The organism is Mycolicibacter sinensis (assembly GCF_001673565.1).
In the GTDB taxonomy this organism is placed as follows: Bacteria; Actinomycetota; Actinomycetes; order Mycobacteriales; family Mycobacteriaceae; genus Mycobacterium; species Mycobacterium sinense_C.
In genome coordinates this window covers 1-26,554 of sequence record NZ_LZMF01000148.1, presented here as the reverse complement: position 1 = coordinate 26,554, position 26,554 = coordinate 1, and the positions used below count along the sequence as shown (strand labels likewise).

The following is a 26,554-nucleotide window of genomic DNA, read 5'->3' as shown; positions in this document are numbered from 1 at the left end:
GCAGGCCCCGCCCAGCCAGCCTGGGCGGGGCCTGTTGCTGCTGTGAAGGCTGCACAGGAACGTCGGGTAGGGCCGAAAGGAACACAGTGTCGATCCAACGAGTAGGTGTCATCGGAGCCGGGCAGATGGGCGCCGGAATCGCCGAGGTGTCCGCGCGCGCCGGCGTGCAGGTGAAGGTCTTCGAGACCACCGACGCCCTGGTCACCGCGGGACGCAACCGGATCGTCAAGTCGCTGGAGCGCGGAGTGAGCGCCGGCAAGATCACCGAACGCGAGCGCGACGACGCCGTGGCCAACCTGACCTTTACCACCGACCTGGGCGAGCTGGCCGACCGGCAGCTGGTCATCGAGGCCGTCATCGAAGACGACGCCGTCAAGGCCAAGATCTTCGCCGAACTGGACCGGGTGATCACCGACCCCGACGCGGTGCTCGCCTCGAACACCTCGTCGATCCCGATTATGAAGATCGCCGCCGCCACCGCCAATCCGCAGCGGGTGCTGGGTCTGCACTTCTTCAATCCGGTGCCGGTGTTGCCGCTGGTCGAGCTGGTCAGCACGCTGGTCACTGACGAAGCCGCCGCCGCGCGCACCGAGGAGTTCGCCAGCGCGGTGCTGGGCAAGCAGGTGGTGCGCTGCTCGGACCGCTCCGGTTTCGTGGTCAACGCCCTGCTGGTGCCCTACCTGCTGTCGGCGGTGCGCATGCTGGAGTCGGGGTTCGCCACCGTCGAGGACATCGACCGGGCGATCGTCGCCGGGCTCTCGCATCCGATGGGCCCGCTGCGGCTGTCCGACCTCGTCGGCTTGGACACGCTCAAGCTGATCGCCGACAAGATGTACGAGGAGTTCAAGGAGCCGCTCTACGCCGCGCCGCCGCTGCTGCTGCGCATGGTCGAGGCCGGCCAGCTCGGCAAGAAGTCCGGACGGGGCTTCTACACCTACTGAGCTTGCGCCGCCCGCCGCCAGGGCAGCATCGGCGACGGGTGCGGGCCGGCGTTGAACTTCTCCAGCGACCCGCCCACCTCGACGATGCCGCACAACGCGTTCCAGCTCAGCATCGTCAGGTAGTCGATCAGGTCATCGGCGCTCATCCGCGGGTCCAGCAGCCACGAGTGGGTGGCCAGCTGCACCCCGCCGACGATCATGTACGCCCACGGCTCGACCCCCTGGGTGTCCATGCCGACCGCGTTCATCCGGCGGCGCAGCATCACCGCGAGCATCCGGGCGATGATGCGCTCGGAGTCGGCGATCACCTTGCTCTTGGACGCCGAGCTGTTGGCCATCACGAACCGGTACGGCTCGGGCTCGTTGGCCACCGTCTGCACGTACACCCGGATGATCTCGCGGACCAGGTCGAAGCCGTCCAGGTTCGCCGACAGCGCAGCCGCCATATTGGGGATCAGCGTGGTCTGGGCGAAGCGCATCATCACCGCGGTGGTCAGGTCGTTCTTGTCGACGAAGTAGCGGTACAGCACCGTCTTGGATACGCCGATCTCGGCGGCGATCTCGTCCATGCTCACGTAGCGTCCGCGGCGCCGGATCGCCTCGATCGTCCCGTCGATCAGGTCATTTCGGCGGTCGACCTTGTGTTGGTGCCAGCGCCGCTTGCGACCATCGGTCTTGGCGACCCCGGCTCGAAGCTGCTCTGCCACTGTCACGGGTTCCCATTCACTAGACGTATAGATAATACGGCTCGGTCCAGCAAACTTGGGGGTCCGGTAACAGTTACCGGTGGTTTAGCGAGGCTCGACGGAGGAGAGGCGAAGCTGGAACCGCCGCGTGAACCGAGTGGTTTAGCGAGGCTCGACGGAGGAGAGGCGAAGCTGGAACCGCCGCATGAACACCAGTGGTTTAGCGAGGCTCGACGGAGGAGGGGCGAAGCTGGAACCGCCGCATATACCCGGGGCCCGCGATGGCGGATGATGGTGTGGTGGTGCATCGAGAAAACCGCCCGGCGTGGCCGGGTGCGGCGCGGACCATGCAGTCGCTGGCGGAGTCGTTCGCCGACGCCGATCCGGCCGCCGATGCCGTCCGGCTGCGCGATCTGCGCCGGATGAAGGTCGTCGCACTGAGCTTCCTGCTTGGTGCGACCGTCGTCTTCCTGCTGTGCCGGTGGGCGCAAACGGACGGAACAGCCCCGACCTGGGTGGGTTACGTCGGTGCCGCCGCCGAGGCCGGCATGGTCGGCGCCCTGGCGGACTGGTTCGCGGTCACCGCACTGTTCAAGCACCCGCTGGGCATCCCGATCCCGCACACCGCGATCATCAAACGCAAGAAGGACCAGCTCGGCGAGGGCCTGGGCACGTTCGTGCGGGAGAACTTCCTATCCCCGCCGGTGGTGGAGACCAAGCTGCGCGACGCGCAGATCGCCGGACGGCTGGGCAAGTGGCTTTCCGCGCAGGACCACGCCGAGCGGGTGGCCGCCGAGACCGCGACCGTGCTGCGGGTGCTGATCGAGATGCTGCGCGACGACGACGTGCAGGACGTGATCGACCGGATGATCGTGCAGCGCATCGCCGAGCCGCACTGGGGCCCGCCGGTCGGCCGGGTGCTGGGCACCCTGCTCGCCGAGAACCGGCAGGAGGCGCTGATCCAGTTGCTGGCAGACCGGGCGTTCCAGTGGTCGCTGAATGCCGGTGAAGTCATTCAGCGAGTGGTGGAGCGGGATTCGCCGACCTGGTCGCCGCGGTTCGTCGATCACCTGGTCGGCGACCGGATCCACCGCGAGCTGATGGACTTCACCGACAAAGTGCGCCGCAACCCCGATCACGAGTTGCGGCGCAGCGCAACCCGGTTCCTGTTCGAGTTCGCCGACGACCTGCAGAACGACCCGGCGACCATCGCCAAAGCCGACGCGGTCAAGGATCAGCTGATGGCCCGCGAAGAGGTCGCCCACGCCGCGGCGACGGCCTGGCGGACATTGAAGCGGCTTGTGCTCGAAGGTGTCGACGACCCGTCCGGCGCGTTGCGCACCCGGGTGGCCGCAACCGTGGTTCAGATCGGTGAGTCGTTGCGCGACAAGGCCGACCTGCGCGACAAGGTGGACAACTGGATCGTGCGCGGCGCACAGCATCTGGTGGGGCATTACGGGGTGGAGATCACCGCGATCATCACGGAGACCATCGAGCGCTGGGACGCCGCGGAGGCGAGCCGGCGCATCGAATTGCATGTCGGACGCGATCTGCAGTTCATCCGGATCAATGGCACCGTGGTGGGTGCGCTGGCCGGGCTGGCGATCTACGCCATAGCTCAGCTTATGTTCTGACCTGCGCTAGCAAGTGCTTGCAAAAGTTAGCACTAGGTCGTATCGTGGATTTTGTCAGCAGTCGTAAGTCCACGAAAGGGGCCACCGGTGTCGCAGGACGACAAGCTCACCGCAGCGGTCTCCACGGCTGCGGCGGACATCGGCAGCTTCATCCGGGCGCAGCGCGAAGCCGCACAGGTGTCCATGCGGCAGCTGGCCGACAAGGCCGGCGTCAGCAATCCGTACCTCAGCCAGATCGAGCGCGGATTGCGCAAGCCCTCCGCTGACGTCCTCAATCAGATCGCCAAGGCCCTGCGGGTCTCCGCCGAGGTGCTCTATGTGCGTGCGGGAATCCTGGAGCCCAGCGAGAAGAGCGAGGTCCGCGACGCCGTCATTGCCGATGCGGCGATCACGGAACGACAGAAGCAGGTTCTGCTCGACATCTATACCTCTTTCGTCCAGCAGAACGAAGCCGACGGTGAGGAGACGACACCTGCCTGATCCTCATTCGTCCTCAACCGCACAAGAAGAACCAAACCCGAAAGGAATCCCTGACATGGCCGAGAACCCCAGCATCGAAGAACTGAAAACCCCCCTGCTCGCCGCGATCGGCGCTGCCGACCTGGCCCTGGCCACCATGACCGACCTCGTCGCCAACCTGCGCGAGCGCGCCGGTGAGGCCCGCGAGGACGCCAGCAGCCGGGTCGAGGAGAGCCGTGCGCGCCTGAACAAACTGCAGGAGGAGCTGCCCGAGCAGTTCGCCGAGCTTCGGGAGCGTTTCACCGCTGACGAGCTGCGCAAGGCCGCCGAGGGCTACGTGGAGGCCGCCAGCGGCCGCTACAGCGACCTGGTTGCCCGTGGCGAGGCTGCTCTGGAGCGGCTGCGCAACCAGTCCGGTCTCGATGACGCCTCGACGCAGGTGGAGGGTTACGTCGACCATGCCGTCGAGCTGACCCAGGAGGTGCTGGGCAACGTCGCGTCGCAGACCCGCGAGGTCGGCGAGCGCGCCGCCAAGCTGGTCGGCATCGAGCTGCCCAAGAAGGAGCAGGCCAAGAAGGCTTCGCCGGCTGGTGAGGCCGCCAAGAAGGCTCCGGCGCCGGCCGCGGCCAAGAAGGCTTCCCCGGCCAAGAAGGCGGCTGCCAAGCCCGCCGCCAAGAAGGCTCCGGCCAAGAAGGTCACCCAGAAGTAACCGCAGTTCGACGCCCGGGACGGTACCCGCTTAGGCTTGCAGCGTGTTCGCTATGAGCCTGGTGGGTATCGTCCTCGGCGTTTTGCAGCTCGCCGTCTTCGCGACGTCGGTGTACGCGTTCGTCCACGCTGCGATGCAGCGCTCCGACGCCTACACCGCTGCCGACAAGCTGTCCAAGCCGGTTTGGCTGGTGATCCTCGGCGTGGGCGGGCTGCTGGCCCTGGTTCTGCAGGTGATGGGGATGGCGATCGCCGCGTGTGCCGCCGGGGTTTACCTGGTCGACGTGCGGCCCAGACTGCTCGAGGTTCAGGGCAAGTCCCATTAGCCGCATGGTCGGTTCTGTCGGGGCGGCCGCAGTGCTGACGGCGGCCCTGTTCACGGCCGCCGCGCCGGCCGCAGCCGAGGCCGGGCTCTCGCGTCTCGTCGACTACACCGAGTGGGTCAGCTACGGCGACCTGTCCAGCCTGCGGGTATATCCGACCCCGGCCGGCCGGTCCGCGGCCGCCCGGTTGGACGCCGCAGCCGAGGGTGAGCAGGCCTGGCGCGAAGTGCTCGCCGCTGCCCCGGACGCAGACGCCCCGGGCATGAAAGACCAGTTTCTGTGCCACTGGAACTATGCCGAGTTCGCCCGGCCCGGCAAGACCAGCTGGAACCTGGAACCGTGGCGGCCCGTCGTCGACGGTCTGACGATGCTGGAATCCGGATGTAATCCCGGTGCCGCCGAGGAGGCCTTCTGATGCCCGGATGGGACCGCGACCAGGTGGCCAAACTGGTCGACCACACCTTGCTCAAACCCGAAGCGACCACTGAGCAGGTCGTCGCCGTCGTCGCCGAAGCCGCCGAACTCGGCGTCGCCGCCGTGTGCGTGTCACCGTCAGTGGTGGCCGTCGCCGCGGCGGCCAACCCGGCCGGGGTCCGGATCGCAGCAGTCGCGGGCTTTCCGTCCGGCAAACACCTGCCGGTGGTCAAAGCGCAGGAGGCGGCGCTGGCGGTGGCGGCCGGGGCCGCCGAAATCGACATGGTCATCGACGTCGGCGCCGCACTGGCCGGTGATTTCGCCGCGGTGGGCGCCGACATCGGCACCGTGCGCGCCGCCGCCCCCGACGCCGTGCTCAAGGTGATCCTGGAATCCGCCGCGCTGCTGGACTCGGGCGGCGACGCGACCCTGGTCGCGGCCTGTCGCGCCGCCGAAGACGCCGGCGCGGATTTCGTCAAGACCTCCACCGGATTTCACCCCTCCGGCGGCGCGTCGGTGCGCGCGGTGACGCTGATGGCCGACACCGTCGGCGACCGGCTGGGCATCAAGGCCAGCGGCGGTATCCGCACTGCCGACGATGCGCTGGCGATGCTCGAAGCCGGGGCGACCCGACTGGGACTGTCGGGCACCCGCGCGGTGCTCGACGGGCTGGGCTAGCGCTTACAGTCTCGCGAAGCACTGACTCGACGACGACGCCGGGATGGTGGCGTTCTGCGTCGAAAACTTCACCACCACACCGGAATCGGTGACCTGCGAGCTGTCGATGTGGATCCCCAGCGGAAGGTCGCCGGTCACTTTGCCGGTGAGGTCATCGAGGTTGCGCTGCACGGTCTCGGTGTCCAAGTCCTTGCCCAGCGCCTCCAGGTCCACCACCTCCAGGTGCAGCCCGTTGTCGACGATCTGCGGCTTGACGGTGGCGCGGTTGAGCAGGCCCTTGAGCTCGACGGTGCCGGCGCCCGGGTCGGTGGTGACCTTGCCGGTGACAACGCTGCCGATCACCGGGACCACATCCTGAATGGACTGCTTGATGCCGTCCGTAGGCCAGGTGATGGTGCCGTCCAGCGACCCGATGGTGCCTTTGGAGTCAGCGGTCTTCTGTACGTGGATGTCGCGGATGTCCAGGTCGAGCTGCATGCCCTTGGCCTTGCGGATCTGGTTGCCGGCGGTCTGCACCGAGATGTGCGGGTAGTCGCCCCGCAGGTACTGGGCCAGCACCGGTGGATCGGAGGCGAACGACACCGTGGCGCTGTCTTCCGCCTCGCATTGGACCGCGTCGGCGACCAGGCTCTTGGCCCGGTGCGTGGCATAGAGCTGTCCGCCGAACAACGCGACCACCGCCAGTACCAGCAGCACTGTCAGTGCCAGCAGCACCGCCGGCAGGCCGGTGAACCGATGCGAGGGCTGCGCTGATCCGAGTGTGCTCATCACTGCAGGTTACAGGTGGGCGAAACAGGGGTCGTCGGACTTGGGGATCGCGGCGTTGCGGGTCGAAAACCGCGCCACCACACCGCTATCGGTGACCTGGATGCTGTCGGCGTGCACGCCGAGCGGGTAACGCTTGGTCAGCTCCTTGGCGAATCGGTCCAGCTCCGGCTGAATCGATTCGCGCGGCAGCGTCAGTGCACCCAGGCCGGTGAGTTTCTGCACCTGCAGTGAGAGTCCGCCGTCGACCACCTCCGGCTTGACCACCACGCTGGCCAGGCCGAACGCGCCCTTGAGTTCGACGGTGCCGTCCTTGGCATTGGTCTTCAAATCCGAGACCAGGTTGCCCAGGATGGGCACCATCGACTGGACGGTCTCCTTGATCCCGGCCGACGGCCAGGTCAGGGTGGCGTCCAGGGCGCCGATGGTGCCCTTGGAGTCGCCGGTGCCGTGCAGATCGACGTCGAAGATGTTGAGATCGGCCGTCATCTGCTGGGCGTCTTTGACCTGGTTGCCCGCGGTGTGGATGGAGATGTTGGTGTAGTTGCCGGTGACGTGCTGCCACAGGAACGGCGGCGTCACCCCGAACGACACCTTGGCCTTGTCGTGCACCACGCACTCGGTGGCCGCGGCCACCTTGTTGTCGGCGATCCGGCGGGCGATCAGCTCGGCGCCGATCAAGCCGGCCAGCGCCAGCGCGATCACCGTGACAATGATCAGCACCAGGGCCAATGGGTCCCGCAGTATGCTGGCCGGCCGTTGCCGGGTGGCGGCGGTGTCGATGACGGTGGTGGGCGCCTCGCCGGCCGGTTCCGGTGCCGGTGGCGGCGCGGCCGGTGGAGGCGGAGCGGACGGTGGGGGCGCAACGGCCCCGGGCGCGCTGGGAATCCGGGTGGTCGGCTCGTCGCGGTGCGGATCGCCGACCGGCATCTGTCGGGTCGGCGACGCCGACGGCTCGGGTCGAGGCGGAGCTATGCCCTCGGTAGGCTGATCGGGCTCGCCGGCGGGGCGCGCCCAAGGTGACTGGTCGCCGTGGGGAGGTCCGGGCGGATTGCTCACCCGCGCGATTCTGCCTTACCGACCTGAACAAAGTCCGCACGGTTGCTCAACACGGCCAGCGTCTGGCGCGCGGTGGCGACCGCCTCGAGGTCGATGTCGCAGACCAGCAGCGCCGGTTCCGGGCCGGCCGATGCCACCGGCTCGCCCCACGGCGAGGCGATCAGGCTGTGGCCCACCCCGGTCGGTGCGCCGGAAGAGTTCGCGGGGCCGCCATCGGCCTGCCCGGCGGCGACGACATAGCTCGTCGAGTCCAGCGCCCGCGCGCAGGCCAGCAGTTCCCACTGCCGCAACTTGCCCGGCCCGGCGCCCCACGAGGCGCAGACCGCGATCAGCTGAGCGCCGCGGTCGGCCAGCTCGGTGTACAGCGCCGGGAACCGGATGTCATAGCAGGTGGACAGCCCCACCCCGACGCCGTCGACATCGATCACCACCGGATCGAAACCCGGTGCCACCGTGCGTGATTCGGTGAAACCGAACGCGTCGTAGAGGTGCACCTTGTGATAGTGCGCGTCCGTTGCGGGTCCGGTGGCCAGCAGAGTGTTTCGAACGCGCCCGTCGTCGGCCGGGGTGAACATGCCCGCGATGACGGTGATCCCGGCGCGGTCGGCGATCGCGCGCACCCGGGTGGCCCACGGCCCGTCGAGCGGTTCGGCGACCGGGCCCAGCGGCACCCCGAACCGGCACATGGTGGCCTCGGGGAACACCACCAGGCGAGCGCCGTCGGCCGCGGCGCGCTCGGTGTAATCGGCCACCAGGTCCAGGTTGGCGGCCGGATCGGCGCCGCTGAGGACCTGCGCACACGCAATCCGCATGAGTTCAGCCTAATCCGGCGCCGGTTAACCGCCTCGCTGCAGCCACATCGAGGTGAACCGTTGCTCGGCGGTCATCAGCTCGGTCAGCTGGGTGCCGATGAAGTTCTCGATCTTGCCGCCCACCAGCGGTATGTCGACCTGCACCGTGGCGGTCAGCCGCAGCGCACAACCGCCGGCGGCCGGTTCCAGGACCGCATCGCCGGACAGCTTCGCCGGTGCGCCGACGATCTTGCCGGTGACCTCGGCCTCAGCCCGCCCGTCGCGGACCGGGCTCCACTTCTCGTGGCGCGCCACCTCCAGGTCGCCGGGATGGAACTGGGCGGCCAGCGCCGGCAGCTTGCCGCGGTGAATGCCCTGAGTGGTGACGACGTCGACACTGCCGTCGGCACCGACGGTCATCGAGTCCAGGGTCACGGTGTCGGCGCCCGAATCGGCCAGCCGGGCCAGCCAGTACTGCTCGTCGGCGAATGCGGCGTACACCTGCTCGACGCTTGCCGGATAGTGCTCGGACAGCGTGAATGTACGCGGCATAGCTGGCCAGGCTACCGTTACCGGCCGTGGCGGGTTCCCAGTTCGCGGGCGCGCGTGTCGCCGAAGCGGTGCCGCTCGCACCGTTGACCACGCTGCGGGTCGGGCCGGTCGCGCAACGGGTCATCACCTGCGTCGAACCCGAACAGGTCGTGGCCACCCTGGGCGAACTCGACCGGGACGGGGTCCGCCCGTTGGTGCTGGCCGGTGGCTCCAACGTGGTGATCGCCGACGACCTGGCCGACCTGACCGTCGTGCTGCTGGCAGCAGAGCGCATCGAGATCGACGGCAACCTGCTGCGGGCCCAGGCCGGCGCGGTTTGGGACGACGTGGTCGCCCGCGCGGTCGCTGCGGGGCTGGGCGGGCTGGAGTGCCTGTCGGGGATTCCCGGCTCGGCCGGCGCGACCCCGGTACAGAACGTCGGGGCTTACGGCGCGGAGGTCGCCGACACGCTGACCCGAGTGCGGCTGTTGGACCGTCGCACCGGCACCGTGCGCTGGACCCCGGGTGCGGAGTTGGGCTTCGGCTATCGCACCAGCGTGCTCAAGCACTCGGATGCGGCGGTGGTGTTGGAGGTGGAATTCGCCCTGGACGCCGCCGGGCGCAGCGCGCCGCTGCGCTACGGCGAGCTGGCCACCGCGTTACAGGCCGCCGACGGCGACCGCGCCGACCCGGCAACCGTGCGTGCCGCGGTGCTGCGGCTGCGGGCGGCCAAGGGCATGGTGCTCGACGGGAGCGATCACGACACCTGGAGTGTGGGCTCGTTTTTCACCAATCCGGTGGTGCCACAAGATATTTACCAGAATATTGCGGATCGGGAGGGCGGTCCGGTCCCGCACTGGTATACCGCCGGCGGCGTGAAGCTGGCGGCCGGCTGGCTGGTGGAGCGGTCCGGCTTCGGCAAGGGTTATCCGGCCGATCGAGACGCCCGCTGCCGGTTATCGACCAAGCATGCGCTGGCGTTGACCAACCGGGGCGGCGCCAGCACCGCCGATGTGCTGGCCCTGGCGCGCACCGTGCGCGACGGGGTGCACGCGGCGTTCGGCATCACTTTGCACCCCGAGCCGGTGCTGGTCGGCTGCGCCCTGTAGCGCACCCGCGTAACCGGCATCACAGGTGGTCAGGCGGCCTGGCCGGTATCTTGGAATGCCGTGAACCTGAACCGGCGGAGGGCTCTGGCCGCGCTGGCGGCCGGGGCGCTGGCGCCGCAGGCGCTGGCGGGCTGTCTCAGCCGCGCCGGCACGAGTGCTGAGCAGGCACCGCCGGCCGCGCCCGCCCTGGACTTCCAGCCCCCGGCCGGCCAAACCGATGTGCTGCCCACCGCCGAAATCGGTGTGACGGTTTCCGACGGCTGGTTCCAGCGGGTGGCGCTGACCAGCCCGTCCGGCAAGGTGCTCAGCGGGACGTTCAACCGGGACCGCACCCGCTACACCGTCACCGAGCCGCTGGGCTACGACGCCGTCTACACCTGGAGCGGGTCGGTGGTGGGCCACGACGGCAACGCCGTTCCGGTCGCCGGCACCGTCACCACGGTGACGCCCAGCACCGTCATCGACGGTGGTTTTCAACTGGCCGATGGGCAGACGGTCGGTGTCGCCGCGCCGGTGATCCTGCAGTTCGACGCCCCGATCGCCGACAAGGCGGCCGTCGAGCGGGCCCTGACCGTCACCACCGAACCGCATGTGGAGGGCAGTTGGGCGTGGCTGCCCGACGAGGTGCAGGGCGCCCGGGTGCACTGGCGCAGCCGCGACTACTTCCCGGCCGGAACCACCGTCAGCATCGACGCCAAGCTGTACGGGCTGGCCTTCGGTGACGGCGCCTACGGAGCCCAGGACATGTCGCTGCAGTTCTCGATCGGGCGGCGCCAGGTGGTGAAGGCCGAGGTCTCCTCGCACCGCATCCAGGTGGTGCGCGACGAAGGCGTGATCATGGACTTTCCGTGCAGCTACGGCCAGGCCGACAAGGCGCGCAACATCACCCGCAACGGCGTCCACGTGGTCAGCGAGAAATACGCCGACTTCTACATGTCCAACCCGGCTGCCGGCTACAGCAACATCCACGAGCGCTGGGCGGTGCGCATCTCCAACAACGGCGAGTTCATCCACGCCAACCCGGCCAGCTCCGGCGCCCAGGGCAACACCAACGTCACCAACGGCTGCATCAACTTGTCCACCGACGACGCCGAGCAGTACTTCCACAGCGCGATCTACGGCGACCCGGTCGAGGTCACCGGCAGCTCGATCGAGCTGTCCTACGCCGACGGCGACATCTGGGACTGGGCGGTGGACTGGGACACCTGGCGGTCGATGTCGGCGCTGCAGGCGGATTCGTCGGGTCCCCCGTCACCGCGGACCTCACTGCCCAGCACCGCGCCGGCCACCCCGACCGACGCACCGACCCTGTCGGGCACCCCGACTACTACTCGGCCCGGCGGTTAGCGAGGCTCGACGAAGGAGAGACGAAGCTGGACCGCCGCATCAAACCCGGCGGTTAGCCCGCGTCGCAGAGGCCTGGTCGCGGGGGCGGATCACGATCTGGTCGAGGTCGACGTGCGGGGGTCGGGAGGCCACGAACCCGATCACCTCGGCGATGTCGGTCGCGGTCAGCGGAGTCAGCCCGGCATAGACGGCGTCGGAGCGCTCGCGGTCACCGTCGAAGCGCACCAGTGAGAACTCGGTGTCCACCATGCCGGGGGCGATCTCGGTGAGCCGCACCGGTTTTCCCAACAGCTCGCCGCGCAGCGTGCGGTGCAGCGCGCTCTGGGCGTGCTTGGCAGAGGTGTAACCGGCTCCGCCGTCATAGATTTCGAACGCCGCGATCGAGGTCACGGTGACGACCAGGCCGTCGCCGGAGGCGATCAGCTTCGGCAGCAGTGCACGGGTCACCTGCAGGGTGCCCAGCACGTTGGTCTCCCACATCCACCGCCAGTGCTCGAGGTCGGCATCGCCGACCGGGGCCAGGCCCTTGGCGCCGCCGGCATTGTTGACCAGCACATTGATCGAGCCGGAGACCTGGTCGCAGGCGTCGGCCAGCGCGGCGACCGCGGACGCCTCTGTGACGTCCGCCACTACCGCGGTGCCGCCGATCTCTTGTGCCAGTGCGGCGATGCGGTCGGCGCGGCGCGCCACGGCGATCACGTGAAAGCCTTGCCCGGCAAGGGTTCTCGCGGTCGCCTCGCCGATACCCGAGCTGGCGCCGGTGACCACCGCGACCCGCTTTTGTCCTGCAGGTGTCGTCATCGCCCCAACCTTAGTGACCGTGATACATTTCTCCGTTATGTACCGCAGTCCCCGCTACCTGTCAGCGGTGTGTCTTGTCGCCACCGGCGCGTGTTGTTGCGCCTGTTGTCGCGCCTGACCTGCTGCGAGTAGCGCTCCTTTGAAAGAGCCCGCCGGGTCGCAGGTGTAGCCAGCCCCCTTTTCGGACTCTTCCTAGACAGGACCCAGCGTGACCACCACCTCTCTCCCCACCCACATCGCCACCCGCCGAACCGCCCGGGCCCGCTCACATCCGCGCGTCGTGCCGCCGGCCCTGCAGCTGCCCGACACCGCCGGCGCCGCGGTTTTCTCCGCCATTCGCCAGCACGGCCCGATCGCTCGCGAGGCCATCGCCGGCGCCACCTCGCTGAGCGTCGCCACGGTCAACCGGCAGGTCAGCGCACTGCTGCAAGCCGGATTGCTGCTGGAGCGTGCCGACCTGGCGACCTCCGGCGCGATCGGACGGCCGCGCCGGCCGGTGGTGGTCAACCACGAGCCGTTCCTGGCGCTGGGCCTGCACATCGGGGCGAAGACCACCAGCATCGTGGCCACCGATCTGCTCGGCCGCACCCTCGACGTCGTCGAGACCCCGACCCCGGCCAACGGGGCCGCACCGGCGCTGGCGTCGCTGGCCGCCAGCGCGCGCCGCTACCTGACCCGCTGGCAGAAACGCCGCCCGCTGTGGGTCGGGGTGGCGACCGGTGGGGCGGTGGACGGCACCACCGGCTACGTCGACCACCCCCGGCTGGGCTGGTCGGCCGCTCCGGTCGGGCCGGTGCTGGCCGAGGAGCTGCGCCTGCCGGTGTCGGTGGCCTCCCACGTCGACGCGATGGCCGGCGCCGAACTGTTGCTGGGGGTGCGGCGGCCGACGGCGACCAGCTCCACCAGCCTCTACATCTACGCCCGGGAGACCGTCGGCTACGCCCTGGTGATCGGCGGCCGGGTGCACAGCCCGGCCAGCGGTCCCGGCACCATCGCCGGGCTGCCGGTGTCCTCGGAGCTGCTCGGTGGCTCCGGGCAGCTGGAATCCACCGTCAGCGACGAGGCGGTGCTGGCCGCGGCACGCCGGCTGCGGATCCTGCCCGACGGCAACAGTGCGGCCTCGGCCGCGGTGACCGGCCTGGTGCTCAAGGCCCGGGCCGGTGACGTGCGAGCGGCGGCGCTGCTGACCGAGCGAGCCCGGGCCCTCGGCGAAGCCGTGGCGCTGCTGCGCGACGTGCTCAACCCCGACGACCTGGTGGTCGGCGGCCAGGGGTTCACCGAATACCCGGAGGGCATGGTCGAGGTGGAGCGGGCATTCACGGAACGCTCGGTGCTGGCCGGCCGCAGCCTGCGGATCACCACGTTCGGTAACCGGGTCCAGGAAGCCGGCGCCGGAACGGTGTCACTCGGCGGGCTCTACGCGGATCCCGTCGGAGCGATGCGCCGCTCCCGCGGGTCGGTCGCCCGGGCGGTCCCGGAAGCGTCGGCCTGACCGGAGCTGTAAAGATGACGGGGTGGGGAGTGGCGTCGGATCCGGTGTGCGCCGGGTAGCGGTGCTGTCGGTTCACACCTCGCCGCTGGCGCAACCCGGCACCGGCGATGCCGGCGGAATGAACGTCTACGTGCTGCAGAGCGCGCTGCACCTGGCCCGCCGCGGGGTGGCCGTGGAGGTCTTCACCCGCGCCACCTCGTCGGCCGATCCGCCGGTGGCCCACGTCGCGCCCGGCGTGCTGGTGCGCAACGTGGTGGCCGGCCCGTTCGAAGGCCTGGACAAGAACGATCTGCCCACCCAGCTGTGTGCCTTCGCCGCCGGGGTGCTGCGCGCCGAGGCGGCCCACGAACCGGGCTACTACGACGTCGTGCATTCGCACTACTGGCTCTCCGGTCAGGTCGGCTGGCTAGCCGCGGACCGCTGGGCGGTGCCGCTGGTGCACACCGCGCACACCCTGGCCGGGGTCAAGAACGCCGCCCTGGCCGCCGGTGACGCCCCGGAACCGCCGCTGCGCACGGTCGGGGAGCAACAGGTCGTCGACGAGGCGGACCGATTGATCGTCAACACCGACGACGAGGCGCAGCAACTCGTCGCGCTGCACGGGGCCGACCCGGCCCGCATCGACGTGGCGCATCCGGGTGTCGACCTGGAGGTTTTCCGCCCGGGCGACAAGCAGCAGGCGCGGGCCGCGCTGGGGTTGTCGCCAGACGAGCCGGTCGTGGCCTTCGTGGGCCGCATTCAGCCGCTCAAAGCACCCGACATCCTGCTGCGCGCGGTGGCCAAGCTTCCCGGGGTGCGGGTGATCGTGGCCGGTGGGCCGTCGGGCAGCAGCGGGCTGGCCGCGCCGGGCGGCCTGGTTCGGCTGGCCGGGGAACTGGGTATCAGCGACCGGGTGACGTTCTTGCCGCCGCAGTCCCGCGAGGATCTGGCCACCCTGTTCCGGGCCGCCGATCTGGTGGCGGTGCCCAGCTACTCCGAATCGTTCGGACTGGTGGCCCTGGAGGCGCAGGCCTGCGGCACGCCGGTGGTCGCCGCGGCCGTCGGCGGGCTGCCGGTGGCGGTGCGGGACGGGGTGACCGGGGGACTGGTTGCCGGGCACGGCATCGAGGCGTGGGCGACCGCGATCGACGACTTGCTGCGGCTGGGGTCCGGGCCCCGCGGCTGGGCGATGCGCCGGGACGCCGCCGCCCACGCGGCGACGTTCTCCTGGGAGCGCACCGTGGATGCCCAGCTGGCCAGCTACACCAGCGCCATCGACGACTTCGCCGCGGCGCGCGGTGAGCGGATGCGGGTGGTCGGGTCGCCGCGGCGGCCCCGGCGCTGGCCGGCGCGACGCGGGGCGCGCGCGTGAACCCCGACGATGTCCGTCAGCTCATCGAGGACACCCTCAAGGCTGCCGAGCTGACCTACTCGGAGTTCCCGGGCGCGCATGGCGGGCTGCCGGGACTGGTCGTCGAACTGCCCGGCGAGCGCAAGCTCAAGACCAACACCATGCTCAGCATCGGGGAGCACTCGGTGCGCGTCGAGGCGTTCGTCTGCCGCAAGCCCGACGAGAACCACGCCGGGGTTTACCGGTTTCTGCTCAAGCGCAACCGCCGGCTCTACGGCGTGGCCTACACCCTCGACAACGTCGGCGACATCTACCTCATCGGCCGGATGGCGCTGGCCTCGGTGACCGCCGAGGAGATCGACCGGGTGCTCGGGCAGGTGCTCGAAGCCGTCGACTTCGACTTCAACACGTTGCTGGAGTTGGGATTTGCCTCCTCCATTCAGAAGGAATGGGAGTGGCGGGTGTCCACCGGGCAGTCGCTGAAGAACCTGCGGGCGTTCGAGCATTTGATCGACAAGGACGACTAGCCGACCTTCCAACCACTACTCGGTACTATTAGTTTCCGGTATCGTCTGTTACAGTAATCGGGTAGGATCAGACGAGGGGAGCGGTCGTGGTCACGATTCCGCGGCACATCCAGAACGAATCCACGGCGGCGCGGCTGCGGCGGTGGGCCGACGAGTGCGGCCGGATGGCGCGAGTGGCGGTGTCGAGCTCCGGCGGCGCCCCCAAGACCGGCCAGGTCTACGACATCATCGGCACCCAGAACCTGTTCGGCGAGGAGTCGCTGTTCATCAACTTCGGCTACTGGAAGAACCGGCCCGCCACCCTCGACGAGGCGAGCCGCGACCTGGCCCGGCTGGTCGCGCAGCGCGGCGACTTCAAGAGGTCCGACATCATCGTGGACTGCGGCTGCGGCTACGGCGACCAGGATCTGTTGTGGATCGACGAGTTCGGCCCCAAGCGCATAACCGGGGTGAACCTGGCCCCCGAACAGATCGCGATCGCCTCCGCTCGGGTGGCCGAAGCGGGGTTGGGCGACCGCATCGACTACGTGCAGGCCTCGGCCACCGAGCTGCCGCAACCCGACGCGTCGTGCACCAAGGTCGTCGCGCTGGAATCGGCTTTCCACTTCCCGTCCCGGGTCGACTTCTTCACCGAGGCCCTGCGGGTGCTCAAGCCGGGCGGGAAACTGGTGACCGCCGACATCGTGCCGAAGCGCACGCCGCTAACCGGGTGGGCGCGCGCCGAGGTCGCTCGGCGCGGATGGCGCGGGGCCTCGCAGCGCGCGGTCCGGGCGGCGGCCGACCTCACCGGCTACCGGGAGCTGCTGCTCGATGTCGGGTTCGCCGCGGCGGACACCGAGTCGATCACCGACGACGTCTACCCGCCGCTGGCCAAGTTCCTGCGCAAGCGGCTCGGTGACCCCGACATGCGGCACGTGAACCCGGTGATCCGGTACACCTTCACCCCGTTGGGATTTCAGCTCAGCCAACTCAATTCGGACTACATCGTGACGGTCGCGCGCAAGGCGCCCGCATCCAAGTGAGAGGTGCACCGGCCACCATGATCCTGGACGAGCAACCGCCCACCCAAACCCGCGCCCTGATCATCGGAACCGGGTTCTCCGGCCTGGGCATGGGCATCGCCCTGCAGCAGCAGGGTGTCGACTACATCATTCTGGAGAAGGCCGACGAGATCGGCGGCACCTGGCGCGACAACACCTACCCCGGGGCGGCCTGCGACGTGCCCGCCCATCTCTACTCGTTCTCCTTTGAGCCCAAACCGGATTGGCGGCACCTGTTCTCCTATCAGCCGGAGATCTTCGACTACCTCAAGGCCGTCGCCGACAAATACGACCTGCGCCGGCGCATCGTGTTCGGCGCGAAGGTCAACCGCGCCTACTGGGACGACGACCAATACCGGTGGCACGTCTTCACCGAGTCCGGGCAGGAGTACGTCGCGCAGTTCCTGATCTCCGGCGCCGGTGCCCTGCACATCCCGAGCATTCCCGAGATCGACGGCCTGAGCGAATTCGGCGGTGCGGCTTTCCATTCGGCGCAGTGGAACCACGACGTCGACCTGACCGGCAAACGGGTGGCGGTCGTCGGCACCGGCGCCAGCGCCATCCAGTTGGTCCCGGAGATCGTCGGCCGGGTCGCCGAACTGCAGCTCTACCAGCGCACCCCGGCCTGGGTGTTGCCCCGCAACAACTTCGCGTTCCCGACGGTGGTGAAGCAGGTCTTCCGGTTCGTACCCGGCGCCCGGGCCGCGTTGCGCGCCGGCATGTACTGGGGCGCCGAGGGCGGCGCCTACGCGCTGAACCGGCGGCCGTGGCTACTCAAGGGCGTCGAGCTGGTGGGCAGACGGTACATCCGGCGTGAGATCTCCGACCCGCGGGTGCGACGCAAGCTCACCCCGGACTATCGGGCCGGCTGCAAGCGGCTGCTGGGTTCGGCCGACTACTACCGGGCCATCGAGAACCCCAAGACCGAGTTGGTCACCGAGTCGATCGCACGGATCACCGGCAACGGCATCGTCGCCGCCGACGGCACCGAACGTGAGGTCGACGTGATCGTGTTCGCCACCGGCTTCCACGTCACCGACTCCTACCGCTACATCAACCTCAAGGGCCGCGACGGCGAGGACCTGGTGGACCGCTGGAACCGGGAGGGTATCGCCGCGCACCGCGGCATCACGGTCGCCGGCATGCCGAATGCGTTCTTCCTGCTCGGCCCGAACACCGGTCTGGGGCACACCTCGGTGGTGTTCATGATCGAATCCCAGATCCACTACGTCGCCGAGGCGATCAAGACCGTCGACGCCGCCGGGGCGGCGGCCATCGCCCCGCGCCGCGCCGCGCAAGATGCGTTCAACGCCGAGGTGCAGCGCAAACTGGCCGGCTCGGTGTGGAACACCGGCGGCTGCCAGAGCTGGTACCTCGACGAGCACGGCTACAACCGCACCATCTGGTCCGGTTTCACCTGGCGCTACTGGTTGGCGACCCGCTCGGTGCGCCGCGACGAGTACGAGCTGACCGGGACGCGGGACGCCCCGGCGCTCACGCCGGCGGCCGCGGCTCGCAGATGACCAGCGGGACCAGTTCGCTGCGGGTGAGGTCCCAGACGAACCAGCGCCACAGCGGGGCGAAGACCGTGAACACCGGCCGGGCCCGGGAACATCACCCGCCACAGCCAGCGCAACGAGCGGGCGGTGTTGGTGATGCCGGCGGAGCCCCCCGCGGAGAAGGGGTGGCCCGGCCACCAGCGGTCCAGTGCCCAGGGCAGCAGCCGGTCCAACGGCCGTCCGAGCAGCGGGAGGCGCCCGAGCGGACTCATCAGGAAACTCGCGCGGGTCAGGCCGTCGCGACCGGTCAACGGGACCCCCAGGGTGAACCCCCGCCCCAGACCGTGCCACGACCATTGCCAGCCCAGCCCGATCAGCCGCGCGCCAATGGCCCGGTCCGCCGCCGAGGGGTTGCTTCGGTGCAGCGTCCGAAGATCTTCCACCACGGCAGCCACCTCGGAGTCCATCAGACGCCGTAGCGGATGCCGGTCAGCCGTTCGGATTCCTCCCACAGCCGGCGCCACAGCCGCCGATCCCGCGACAGCCTGCTCGACGGGCAGGGCTGCACCGGACCGCGGGTCTGCGCCAGCCGGGTCGGTCCCCAGTAGATCGTCGGGTCGGCGTCCGGCGTGGTGGCCGCGAACAGGGTGGAGTGCGCCGCCACGCTCGGGGGATGGCCCACCAGCCGGGCGCCGTGCTTGGCGATCAGGTCGAACGCGGTCTCGGTCCGGGTGAACAGGTCGGTGCCGGACACACCGGGGTGCACCGCATAGGACCGGAGCGGCGACCCGGCCTCGCTCCACCGCCGGTGCAGTTCGCGCGCGAACATCAGGTTGGCCAGTTTCGACTGGGCATAGGCCAGGTTGCGTTGATAGCGCCGGTGCTCATAGTTCAGGTCATCGATCCACAGCTTCGGGGTCTGGCGATGCGCGATGGACGACAGGGTCACCACCCGGTCGGCGATCTTGCCGGCCAGCAGCCCGGTCAGTGCGAAATGGCCCAGGTGGTTCACCCCGAACTGCGTCTCGAAACCGTCGGCGGTCCGGCTGAACGGGATGTTCATCAGCCCGGCGTTGTTGACAAGGACATCGAAATCGGCTTGCGCAGAAGCGAATTCACGCACCGAGTTGAGCTCGGCCAGGTCCAGCGCGGCGACTGTGACATCGCCGTCGATGCGGTTGGCGACAGCCTGTGCGGCGGCCACGTTGCGGCACGCCATCACCACCGTCGCGCCCTTACCGGCCAGCACCCGGGTGGTGATCTCGCCGAGCCCGCCGTTGGCTCCGGTCACCACGAAGGTGCGCCCGCTCTGGTCGGCGATGTCAGCGGGCTGCCACGCCGTGCCGGTCACGTCTTGACCGCCACCACGGTCTGGGACAGCCCGCTGATGTGCTGCTGGATGCCGGTGAAGCCGAGTTCGGCGACGAAGCGGGTGAGCTCGGCGCGGCCGAACCAGCGGATGCCGCCGAGCCTGTCCAACACCGCGCTGCGTACGGCGGTCCGGGTACCGCCGGGGATCAGGCTGGTCAACAGCACCACCCGGCCGCCCGGCTTGAGCACCCGGGCGATCTCGCCGACCGCGCGGAACGGATCGTTGATCAGGTACAGCGCGGCCAGGCAGCTCACCGCGTCGGCGACACCGTCGGCGAACGGGAGATTCTCGGCGTCGCCGCGCAGGTAGGCGACGTTGGGTCCGGAGTTGTCGGCCACGGCCCGGCGCAGCATCGAATGGGAGGCGTCCACCCCGACGGCCAGCCCACCGGCACCGACCTGAGTGCCGAACCAGCCCGTGAAATTCCCTGGGCCGCAGCCGATGTCGAGGACGGTGGCGTCCGCACGCAGTCCCAGCCAGGACGCCACCCGCGCCCGGTCGCCGTCCCGGCCGGGTGCGTTGAGCCCACTGGCCAGCCGCAGCCCGACCGGGCGACCGTGCTGGTAGAGGGCAGCGTAGAACCGGGTCCGCATCAGTCGCTGGGTGATGCTGTCGACCCGCGGGGAGTCGTCGCCCAACAGATCGCAGTAGCCGTGGTCGGCGGAGGCGAGCCGGGTGTAGCGCTGCGGATCCAGCAGCTGCAGGGTGCGCGCGGTCGCCGTGTGCTCAGCGGTGAATGTCATGTCAGCGTTCCTTGGTGGGCGGGAATCAATCGAGGGCGACGGCGCGGGCGGCCAGCCGCGCGGCGCCCGGGGACAGCCTGCTGAACAAGTACTGCAGCCGGGCTTCCGGGGTCACCGGGACGACGGCCTTGTCCTTGGTGACCGCTTTGACGATCTGCTTGGCGACCTTGGCGGCGCTGTAGCGGCGCAGCCGGTAGGCGCGGTCGACCATGGCGACCTTGCGGGCGGCCTCGTCGTCGGGTAGCCCGGACACCGTGGTGTTGCGGACGATGTTGGTGTGCACCACCCCCGGGCAGATGGTGCTGACGCCCACCCCCGTCGACGCCAGTTCGGCGCGCAGGCAGTCGGAGAACATGAACACCGCCGACTTGCTGGTCGCGTAGGCGCCCATCCCCTGCTGCGGGGTATAGGCCGCCATGCTGGACAGGTTCACGATGTGCCCGCCCAAGCCGCGGCGCGCCATCGCGGGCCCGAATGCGCGGCAGCCGTGCACCACCCCGAACAGGTTGATGTCGAGCACCCGCCGGAAGTCCTGCGACGGTGTGGCCAGGAATCGGCCTGCCTGGGCGACGCCGGCGTTGTTGACCAGCACGTCGGGCACGCCGTGCGCGGCGGTGACCGCCTCGGCGTGTGCGATGACGGCGGCCTCGTCGGCGACGTCGAGCTGGTAGGCGTGGGCCAGGCCGCCCCGCTCGGCGATCAGCGCCGCGGTCTGTTTGGCCGCCGCCAGGTTGAGGTCGGAGACCACCACCTCGGCCCCGGCGGCGGCGAACGCCACGGCAGTGGCCTGCCCGATCCCGCTGCCTGCGCCGGTGATCACCACCAGCTGGTCTTCGAACGGTTTGCGCTGCTTGCCCATCTGAGCGCGGCGCAACCCGCGTGCCGCGGGTTGCCCGGACGTCGCGTAGATCAGCTCGACGGTCGCGGTGGCGAGCAGCTCCGGGTGCGAGAACGCCAGCCAGTGCCCGCCCTTGACCACCCGCTGCCACACCGCCGGCGCCCAATTGAGTTCGTCGGCGTAGCCGGACTGCCGGACGGCGGGGTCGCGGGTGCCGACGATCACCTGCACCGGCACCCTGGTGAACCGCTCGCGCAGCTTCAGCTGGGAGAACAGGTTGGCCCGGTAGATCCGCAGCCCGTTGGCGATGTCCTGCTCAAAGGTGGGACCCAGGAAGATCTGGTCTTCGCTGGTGCGTTCGCTTCGGGCCAGCATGCGGCGGGCCCGCCGCGGACTGGCCAGCAGCCGTGCGGTCACCCGCGGCAGCCAGGGCGTCGCGGCGAACAGCATGTAGCCCAGCGAGGCCACCTGGGCCGCCACCAACGCGAGGTTCTTGGGGGTTGGCCGGGAGAGCCGGTTGTGCCCCCACATCAGCAGATGCGCCACATTCGGCCCCGCCACCGAGGTGAAAGACGCGATCCGGTGTTGCGCGGTGTCGTCGCACACCAGCTCCCACATCGCCACGCTGCCCCAGTCGTGGGCCAGCACGTGGACCGGCCGGTCGGGGCTGACGGCGTCGATCACCGCCCGGTAGTCGCCGGCCAACGCGGCCAGGGTGAAATCGCGGTAGCTGCGCGGGTTGGTCGACTTGCCGTGGCCCCGGTTGTCGACGGCGACCAGATGGAACCGGTCGCGCAGGTACGGTGTCACGCCGTCCCACATGTGGTGCGAATCCGGAAAGCCGTGCAGCAGCATGATCGTCTCACCGGCCCGGTTGCCCTGCTCGTATATCGCGATCTCGACCTCGCCATTGCGCACCATCCGGTGGGTTACGGCCGAGGGATCGGCCTCCGGCGCCCGCTTGGTCGTGTCCACAGACGCCATGTCACTGCTCCATCCGCATGTAGGGAGTTCCGCCCGACCCACAGTATGTGGTACAGGTAGTAGCGTGTACTGACAGTACGTGGAATGTCAACCCGCGACGGGATGCCTGACTGCCGGGGGAGCTGAGGCCGTGAGGTATCTGCCCGAACTGACCGGGGACGCCCGGGTGGATCGCTGGCGCGAGCACCGGGCCGCGGTCCGCGCCGAGCTGGTCGAAGCGACTCTGCGGGCGATCGAGGAATACGGACCGGAGCTGTCCGTTGACGACGTCATCAGATCCGCGGGGATCGCGCGGCCCAAGCTCTACCGGTTCTTCGGCGACAAGCAGACCCTGTTCAGCGCAGTCGGCGAACACGTGCAAGCCATGGTTGTCGAGCGGGTGGTGCCGTTCTTCGACGTCGCCGGCACCGCGCTGGACCTGGTGCGCTCGGCCCTGGTCGCCTACGTCGACCTGGTGGCCGCCCGGCCGAGTCTGTTCCGCTTCCTGCTCGGCGCCCAGTTCACCGACCGCCGATCGGCGGCGGAGTTGATCGAGGGCGGCAGGCCGCTGGCAAATGCCGCGCGCGACGTGGTAGCCACCGTGTTGTCGGCTCGCGGCGGCGACGGCGACGACCTGGACTGCGTGATCGACGCCACTCTGGGGGCGGTCGGCCTGGGCGTGCTGCGCTGGCTGAACGAACCGAGCATCAGCAAGGGTCGGCTGGTCGAGCAGTTGACCACCCTGCTGTGGGGCGCGCTGTCGGCGACAGCGGCGGCGCGCGGGGTCATCTTCGAGCCGCACGAGCGGCTGATTCCCTGACGAGCGCGAACCGCTCACGGCCTCGGTGCGCGGGCTCTTGACCGAATGACACATCAGTCGGAAAATAACAGGGGTGATCCCGGTAAGCAATAGCCCCGACGACTCGGCGAGTGGTCCTTCTCTTGCCATCGCTTCGCGGCGCGCGGTAAAGTGGCCGAACGCCTGGTACAGATAGTACTAGTTACTAATAGTTCGAGAGGGTCTGGGGATGACGAACAAGGATTCGGCTACGGCGGTAGCGAAGCGGCCGGCCCGCGCGCCGAAGACCACCAACTACCCGAGGGCGCGGCGGATCAGCTTCCGGTTCGGCGAGCACGGCTCCTACGGCAAGTACTTCGTCAACAACGACATCGTGTTCAGCCACTTCGTCGCCGGCCTGTCCGGGGCGTTCCCGCCCGGCGAGGAATCGTTCATCCGGTCGGTGCGCCGCTTCGCCGACCAGATCACCGACCCAGTACTCAAGAAGCGGGTGGTCGGCTTCATCGGCCAGGAGGCCATGCACGGCCAGGAGCATCGTCGGCTCAACGAACGGCTCGCCGAGTTGGGCTACCAGATCGCGTGGTGGGACTCCGAGGCGTTGAAGCAACGGCAGATCCGTGCCGAGCAGCGGCTGCCGGCTCGGGTGCACTTGGCGATGACCGCGGCCGCCGAGCACTACACGGCGGTGCTCGCCGAACGGGTGCTGGCCAGCGAGGAAATCCAGGCCATTCCCGGCGAGCCGGAGTTCTGGAACCTGCTGAACTGGCACGTACTGGAGGAGTTGGAGCACAAGTCGGTGGCCTTCGACGCCTACCGGGCCGTCGGCGGCACGGAGCGGATGCGCATCGCGGTGATGGCCGCCCTATATGTCTCGACGGTTCCGGTCACGCTGATCTCGCTGGCTGTGTCGCTGGCCCAGGACCCGATCGCGCGGCGTCAGCCGCTGAGGCTGCTGCGCGAGACCCGGGACCTGCTGCGGGGACCGGTGTTTCGCGGCATCATGCGCGAGCTCGCCAAGTACATGAAGCCGGGCTTCCACCCGGACGACATCGACACCAGCGCGCTGCTGCAGCACTGGCAGCGGGAACTTTTCGGCGCCGGCGGCGCCCTCGTCGACCACCTCAAGTGATCAACCCAGGAGAAGGAGAGCACCGTCATGGTTGCTGAAGCTATGCCCGAGGCCAACGGGAAGGTGCCGGCCAGCGCCTATCCCAGCGTCCGGCGGATCCGGTTCCCGTTTGGTGACCCGGTTCCGGTGAACCGACACTTCGTCGAAGGCGACATCGTGATGAGCCACCTGGTGGCGCTGCTGTCGGGCGGCTTCCCACCGGGCGAGGAGGGTTTCATCCGGTCGGTGCGCCGGTTCGCCGGCCAGATCACCGACCCGGTGCTCAAGAAGCGGGTGGCCGGGTTCATCGGTCAGGAGGCGGTGCACGGCCAAGAACACCGCCGGCTCAACGAGAAGCTCATCGAGAAGGGCTACCCGATCGTCCGGTTCCTGACGTTCGGCCCCAACAGCAGGCGCAACAAACTGTGGGAGCGGGTCCAGGACCTGCTGCCCGGCTATGTGCATCTGGCGTTCACCGCGGCGGCCGAGCACTACACGGCAACCGTTGCCGAACGGCTGTTCAGCGACGAGATGCAGGCAATCCCGGCGACGCTCGAGGTACGCAACCTGCTCAACTGGCACGCGCTGGAGGAGCTCGAGCACAAGTCGGTGGCGTTCGATGTGTACCGGGCGGTCGGCGGGCCGGAGTGGATCCGGATCGGTGTGATGGCAGTCCTGTACAGCGTGATGATCCCATTCCTGGTCACCGCGGTGCTGCTCTCGATCGCGCTGGACCCCACCGGATGGCGGCCGATCAAGGTGCTCCGTCAGACCAAGGCCGTCTTCACCGGGCCGCTGTATCAAGGCCTGATGCGGGATCTGCGCAAGTATCTGAAGCCGGGCTTTCATCCCGACGACATCGACCACACCGCCCTGCTCGAGCAGTGGCGCCAAGAGTTGTTCGGTACCGAGGGTGTCCTCGTCGACCACCTCAGATAAGCGGAAAGGCACGTTGAAGTGAGCACAGCAACAGAGCAAGCGCCCACCGCCGAGCGGGTGACGCCGGATCATGAAGTGGTAGTCGTCGGAGCCGGATTCGGTGGCATCGGCACCGGTATCGCGCTGCAGCGGCAGGGTATTCACGACTTCGTGATCGTCGACAAGTGGGATCAGGTCGGCGGCACCTGGCACGCCAACACCTACCCCGGTGTGGCGGTGGACATCCCGTCGTTCATCTACAGCTACTCCTACGAGCAGCGGGGTGACTGGTCACGGGTATTCGCGCCTGGCGAGGAGTTGCGCGACTACGCCAACGAAGTGGCCGCCAAGTACGGGCTGCGCGACAAGCTGCGGCTCAACACCACGATCACCTCAGCGGTCTTCGATGAGGTCAACAGCCTCTGGCGGCTGACCACCGATGGCGGCCAGCAGATCACCGCCCGGTACGCGGTGGCGGCGGTGGGCGGGCTGGAACGTCCGAAGATGCCCGACATCCCGGGCATCGACGACTTCGGCGGCACCCTGATGCACACCGCGCTGTGGGATCACGACGTGGCGCTGGCCGGCAAGCGGGTCGCGGTGATCGGCACGGGGGCGACCTCGCTGCAGCTGGTGCCGGCCATCGTGGACGAGACGGAGCACCTGACTGTCTTTCAACGGACCCCGATCTGGGTGTTCCCCAAGTTCGACGCCGCGGTCGGTCCGGTGGGCCGGAAGCTGTTGAGCCAGCGGTGGTTACGATCGACGATCCGGCTCTTCGGCACCGTCGCCACCGAGGTCGGGATGAGCGGGATGCTGGCCGGCCCGCGGTGGACCACCACGCTCAGCAGGAAACTGAGCGAGGTGCCGGTGCGGCGGTGGATGCGCAGCCAGGTCGACGACCCGGTGGTGCGGGAGAAGCTGATTCCGCGCTACGGGCTGGGGTGCAAGCGTCCGTCGATGTCGAATGACTACCTGCGCACGTTCAACCGTGCCGATGTCAGTCTGGTTACCGAGGGCATCGAGTGCATCACCAAGAACGGGGTGCGCACCGCCGACGGCGTCGAGCATCAGGTGGACGTGCTGATCTGTGCGACCGGGTTCAAGTTGTGGGACAAGGGTTCGATTCCGCCGTTCCCAGTGGTCGGCCGCGGCGGGGTGGAGCTCGGGGAGTTCTGGGACCAGAACAGATTTCAGTCGTATCAGGGCGTTTCGGTGCCGGGGTTCCCGAACATGTTCACGATCACCGGGCCCTATGGCTTCGTGCTGGGCTCGTATCTGTGGATGATCGAGGCGACCTCGGCGCATCTGAGCCGGGCCATCGCGGAGGCCAAGCGCCGCGGAGCGACGGTGTGCGAGATCCGTCAGGAAGCCCACGACGAGTACTTCCAGAAGTGCCTGAAGCGTCAGGAGAGAAATTTCTTGTTCACCCCGACCTGCGCGGGTTCGAACACCTACTACCTGGACCACAAGGGCGATTCGCCATTCCGGCCGACCACCCACGGTGAGATGTACTGGCAGAACCGCCATTACGACCTTGATGTCTACCGCTACAGCGCGGGATCCACGCTCCCCGTCGTGGGGGCGGCCGAGGTGAAGGAGAACGCGTGAAGATCAATCGGGTGCGGTTGTCGCGGGTGGTGGTGACCGGGGCGGGCAGTGGGATCGGGCGGGCGACT

28 protein-coding genes are annotated in these 26,554 nt (G+C 68.9%); 18 read left to right on the top strand and 10 right to left on the bottom strand.

The window, feature by feature from the left end:
• Positions 1 to 86: 86 nt before the first annotated feature.
• The gene (locus A5648_RS21905; RefSeq protein WP_082966641.1) at positions 87 to 941 is read left to right on the top strand and encodes a 3-hydroxybutyryl-CoA dehydrogenase; all 855 of its coding nucleotides are present in this window, start codon (positions 87 to 89) and stop codon (positions 939 to 941) included.
• On the opposite strand, the gene A5648_RS21900 is transcribed toward A5648_RS21905, so the two are convergent.
• Positions 935 to 1,648 (bottom strand): TetR/AcrR family transcriptional regulator, encoded by a 714-nt coding sequence (locus tag A5648_RS21900; RefSeq protein WP_065026580.1) that lies wholly within the window; start codon positions 1,646 to 1,648, stop codon positions 935 to 937. The two genes, A5648_RS21905 and A5648_RS21900, sit on opposite strands and share 7 nt — an antisense overlap.
• A 326-nt stretch (positions 1,649 to 1,974) precedes the next feature.
• Between A5648_RS21900 and A5648_RS21895 the strand changes: the two genes are divergently transcribed.
• From A5648_RS21895 to deoC, 6 genes are all read left to right on the top strand, one after another.
• Entirely contained in the window at positions 1,975 to 3,261 is a 1,287-nt protein-coding gene (locus tag A5648_RS21895; RefSeq protein WP_065026592.1) for a DUF445 domain-containing protein, read from the top strand.
• Positions 3,262 to 3,348: 87 nt separating this feature from the next.
• The gene (locus A5648_RS21890; RefSeq protein WP_064854912.1) at positions 3,349 to 3,741 is read left to right on the top strand and encodes a helix-turn-helix domain-containing protein; all 393 of its coding nucleotides are present in this window, start codon (positions 3,349 to 3,351) and stop codon (positions 3,739 to 3,741) included.
• Between the two features lie 55 nt (positions 3,742 to 3,796).
• Entirely contained in the window at positions 3,797 to 4,429 is a 633-nt protein-coding gene (locus tag A5648_RS21885; RefSeq protein ID WP_065026579.1) for a heparin-binding hemagglutinin, read from the top strand.
• 52 nt (positions 4,430 to 4,481) lie between these two features.
• A complete protein-coding gene (locus A5648_RS21880) occupies positions 4,482 to 4,754 on the top strand; it encodes a DUF2516 family protein (RefSeq protein ID WP_065026591.1) in 273 nt (90 codons plus the stop codon).
• Between the two features lie 4 nt (positions 4,755 to 4,758).
• Positions 4,759 to 5,166: a DUF2599 domain-containing protein gene (locus A5648_RS21875; RefSeq protein WP_065026578.1), complete on the top strand. Its 408-nt coding sequence runs from the start codon at positions 4,759 to 4,761 to the stop codon at positions 5,164 to 5,166.
• Complete coding sequence (deoC, locus tag A5648_RS21870; protein ID WP_065026577.1) at positions 5,166 to 5,843, top strand: deoxyribose-phosphate aldolase; 678 nt, start codon at positions 5,166 to 5,168, stop codon at positions 5,841 to 5,843. Before A5648_RS21875 ends, deoC begins: the two co-directional genes overlap by 1 nt.
• Before the next feature lie 3 nt (positions 5,844 to 5,846).
• On the opposite strand, the gene A5648_RS21865 is transcribed toward deoC, so the two are convergent.
• From A5648_RS21865 to A5648_RS21850, 4 genes are read right to left on the bottom strand one after another with little or no spacing between them, the layout of a single operon-like run.
• A complete protein-coding gene (locus A5648_RS21865) occupies positions 5,847 to 6,611 on the bottom strand; it encodes an LmeA family phospholipid-binding protein (protein ID WP_082966639.1) in 765 nt (254 codons plus the stop codon).
• Positions 6,612 to 6,620: 9 nt separating this feature from the next.
• Positions 6,621 to 7,667: an LmeA family phospholipid-binding protein gene (locus A5648_RS21860; protein WP_065026576.1), complete on the bottom strand. Its 1,047-nt coding sequence runs from the start codon at positions 7,665 to 7,667 to the stop codon at positions 6,621 to 6,623.
• Positions 7,664 to 8,479: a carbon-nitrogen hydrolase family protein gene (locus A5648_RS21855; protein WP_065026575.1), complete on the bottom strand. Its 816-nt coding sequence runs from the start codon at positions 8,477 to 8,479 to the stop codon at positions 7,664 to 7,666. Before A5648_RS21855 ends, A5648_RS21860 begins: the two co-directional genes overlap by 4 nt.
• Before the next feature lie 24 nt (positions 8,480 to 8,503).
• Entirely contained in the window at positions 8,504 to 9,010 is a 507-nt protein-coding gene (locus A5648_RS21850; RefSeq protein WP_065026574.1) for a DUF2505 domain-containing protein, read from the bottom strand.
• 26 nt (positions 9,011 to 9,036) lie between these two features.
• On the opposite strand from A5648_RS21850, the gene A5648_RS21845 reads away from it, so the two are divergent.
• Both A5648_RS21845 and A5648_RS21840 read left to right on the top strand, forming a co-directional pair.
• On the top strand, positions 9,037 to 10,098 hold the full coding sequence (locus A5648_RS21845; RefSeq protein ID WP_082966637.1) for a UDP-N-acetylmuramate dehydrogenase: 1,062 nt from the start codon (positions 9,037 to 9,039) through the stop codon (positions 10,096 to 10,098).
• Between the two features lie 60 nt (positions 10,099 to 10,158).
• Positions 10,159 to 11,445 carry a L,D-transpeptidase gene (locus A5648_RS21840; protein WP_109470890.1) on the top strand — a complete coding sequence of 429 codons (1,287 nt, stop codon included), beginning with the start codon at positions 10,159 to 10,161 and terminating at the stop codon, positions 11,443 to 11,445.
• A gap of 39 nt (positions 11,446 to 11,484) precedes the next feature.
• Here the strand turns inward: A5648_RS21840 and A5648_RS21835 are convergent, their stop codons facing one another.
• Positions 11,485 to 12,246, bottom strand: a complete 762-nt coding sequence (locus A5648_RS21835; protein ID WP_065026571.1) for an SDR family NAD(P)-dependent oxidoreductase — start codon at positions 12,244 to 12,246, stop codon at positions 11,485 to 11,487.
• Positions 12,247 to 12,454: 208 nt separating this feature from the next.
• Between A5648_RS21835 and A5648_RS21830 the strand changes: the two genes are divergently transcribed.
• The 5 genes from A5648_RS21830 to A5648_RS21810 all read left to right on the top strand — a co-directional run bounded on the left by A5648_RS21830 (position 12,455) and on the right by A5648_RS21810 (position 18,158).
• Positions 12,455 to 13,738 carry an ROK family transcriptional regulator gene (locus A5648_RS21830; RefSeq protein WP_065026570.1) on the top strand — a complete coding sequence of 428 codons (1,284 nt, stop codon included), beginning with the start codon at positions 12,455 to 12,457 and terminating at the stop codon, positions 13,736 to 13,738.
• Positions 13,739 to 13,760: 22 nt separating this feature from the next.
• Complete coding sequence (gene mshA, locus A5648_RS21825) at positions 13,761 to 15,089, top strand: D-inositol-3-phosphate glycosyltransferase (protein WP_109470889.1); 1,329 nt, start codon at positions 13,761 to 13,763, stop codon at positions 15,087 to 15,089.
• Positions 15,086 to 15,595 (top strand): YbjN domain-containing protein, encoded by a 510-nt coding sequence (locus tag A5648_RS21820; protein ID WP_065026568.1) that lies wholly within the window; start codon positions 15,086 to 15,088, stop codon positions 15,593 to 15,595. The genes mshA and A5648_RS21820 overlap by 4 nt, the downstream gene beginning before the upstream one ends.
• Before the next feature lie 86 nt (positions 15,596 to 15,681).
• Positions 15,682 to 16,617: a methyltransferase domain-containing protein gene (locus tag A5648_RS21815; RefSeq protein WP_065026567.1), complete on the top strand. Its 936-nt coding sequence runs from the start codon at positions 15,682 to 15,684 to the stop codon at positions 16,615 to 16,617.
• A gap of 17 nt (positions 16,618 to 16,634) precedes the next feature.
• Positions 16,635 to 18,158: a flavin-containing monooxygenase gene (locus A5648_RS21810; RefSeq protein WP_065026566.1), complete on the top strand. Its 1,524-nt coding sequence runs from the start codon at positions 16,635 to 16,637 to the stop codon at positions 18,156 to 18,158.
• On the opposite strand, the gene A5648_RS21805 is transcribed toward A5648_RS21810, so the two are convergent.
• From A5648_RS21805 to A5648_RS21790, 4 genes are read right to left on the bottom strand one after another with little or no spacing between them, the layout of a single operon-like run.
• Positions 18,059 to 18,601 (bottom strand): hypothetical protein, encoded by a 543-nt coding sequence (locus tag A5648_RS21805; protein WP_065026565.1) that lies wholly within the window; start codon positions 18,599 to 18,601, stop codon positions 18,059 to 18,061. The two genes, A5648_RS21810 and A5648_RS21805, sit on opposite strands and share 100 nt — an antisense overlap.
• On the bottom strand, positions 18,601 to 19,485 hold the full coding sequence (locus A5648_RS21800) for an oxidoreductase (protein ID WP_065026564.1): 885 nt from the start codon (positions 19,483 to 19,485) through the stop codon (positions 18,601 to 18,603). The genes A5648_RS21805 and A5648_RS21800 overlap by 1 nt, the downstream gene beginning before the upstream one ends.
• Positions 19,482 to 20,249, bottom strand: a complete 768-nt coding sequence (locus A5648_RS21795; protein ID WP_065026563.1) for a class I SAM-dependent methyltransferase — start codon at positions 20,247 to 20,249, stop codon at positions 19,482 to 19,484. Before A5648_RS21795 ends, A5648_RS21800 begins: the two co-directional genes overlap by 4 nt.
• Positions 20,250 to 20,274: 25 nt before the next feature.
• Entirely contained in the window at positions 20,275 to 22,071 is a 1,797-nt protein-coding gene (locus A5648_RS21790; RefSeq protein ID WP_065026562.1) for an SDR family oxidoreductase, read from the bottom strand.
• A gap of 130 nt (positions 22,072 to 22,201) precedes the next feature.
• On the opposite strand from A5648_RS21790, the gene A5648_RS21785 reads away from it, so the two are divergent.
• The 4 genes from A5648_RS21785 (at position 22,202) to A5648_RS21770 (ending at position 26,486) form a co-directional block, all read left to right on the top strand.
• On the top strand, positions 22,202 to 22,870 hold the full coding sequence (locus A5648_RS21785; RefSeq protein ID WP_234787515.1) for a TetR/AcrR family transcriptional regulator: 669 nt from the start codon (positions 22,202 to 22,204) through the stop codon (positions 22,868 to 22,870).
• A gap of 208 nt (positions 22,871 to 23,078) precedes the next feature.
• On the top strand, positions 23,079 to 23,978 hold the full coding sequence (locus A5648_RS21780) for a metal-dependent hydrolase (protein ID WP_082966635.1): 900 nt from the start codon (positions 23,079 to 23,081) through the stop codon (positions 23,976 to 23,978).
• A 27-nt stretch (positions 23,979 to 24,005) separates the two neighbouring features.
• Positions 24,006 to 24,896: a metal-dependent hydrolase gene (locus A5648_RS21775; protein WP_234787514.1), complete on the top strand. Its 891-nt coding sequence runs from the start codon at positions 24,006 to 24,008 to the stop codon at positions 24,894 to 24,896.
• Between the two features lie 18 nt (positions 24,897 to 24,914).
• The gene (locus A5648_RS21770; RefSeq protein ID WP_065026560.1) at positions 24,915 to 26,486 is read left to right on the top strand and encodes a flavin-containing monooxygenase; all 1,572 of its coding nucleotides are present in this window, start codon (positions 24,915 to 24,917) and stop codon (positions 26,484 to 26,486) included.
• Positions 26,487 to 26,554: the final 68 nt, after the last annotated feature.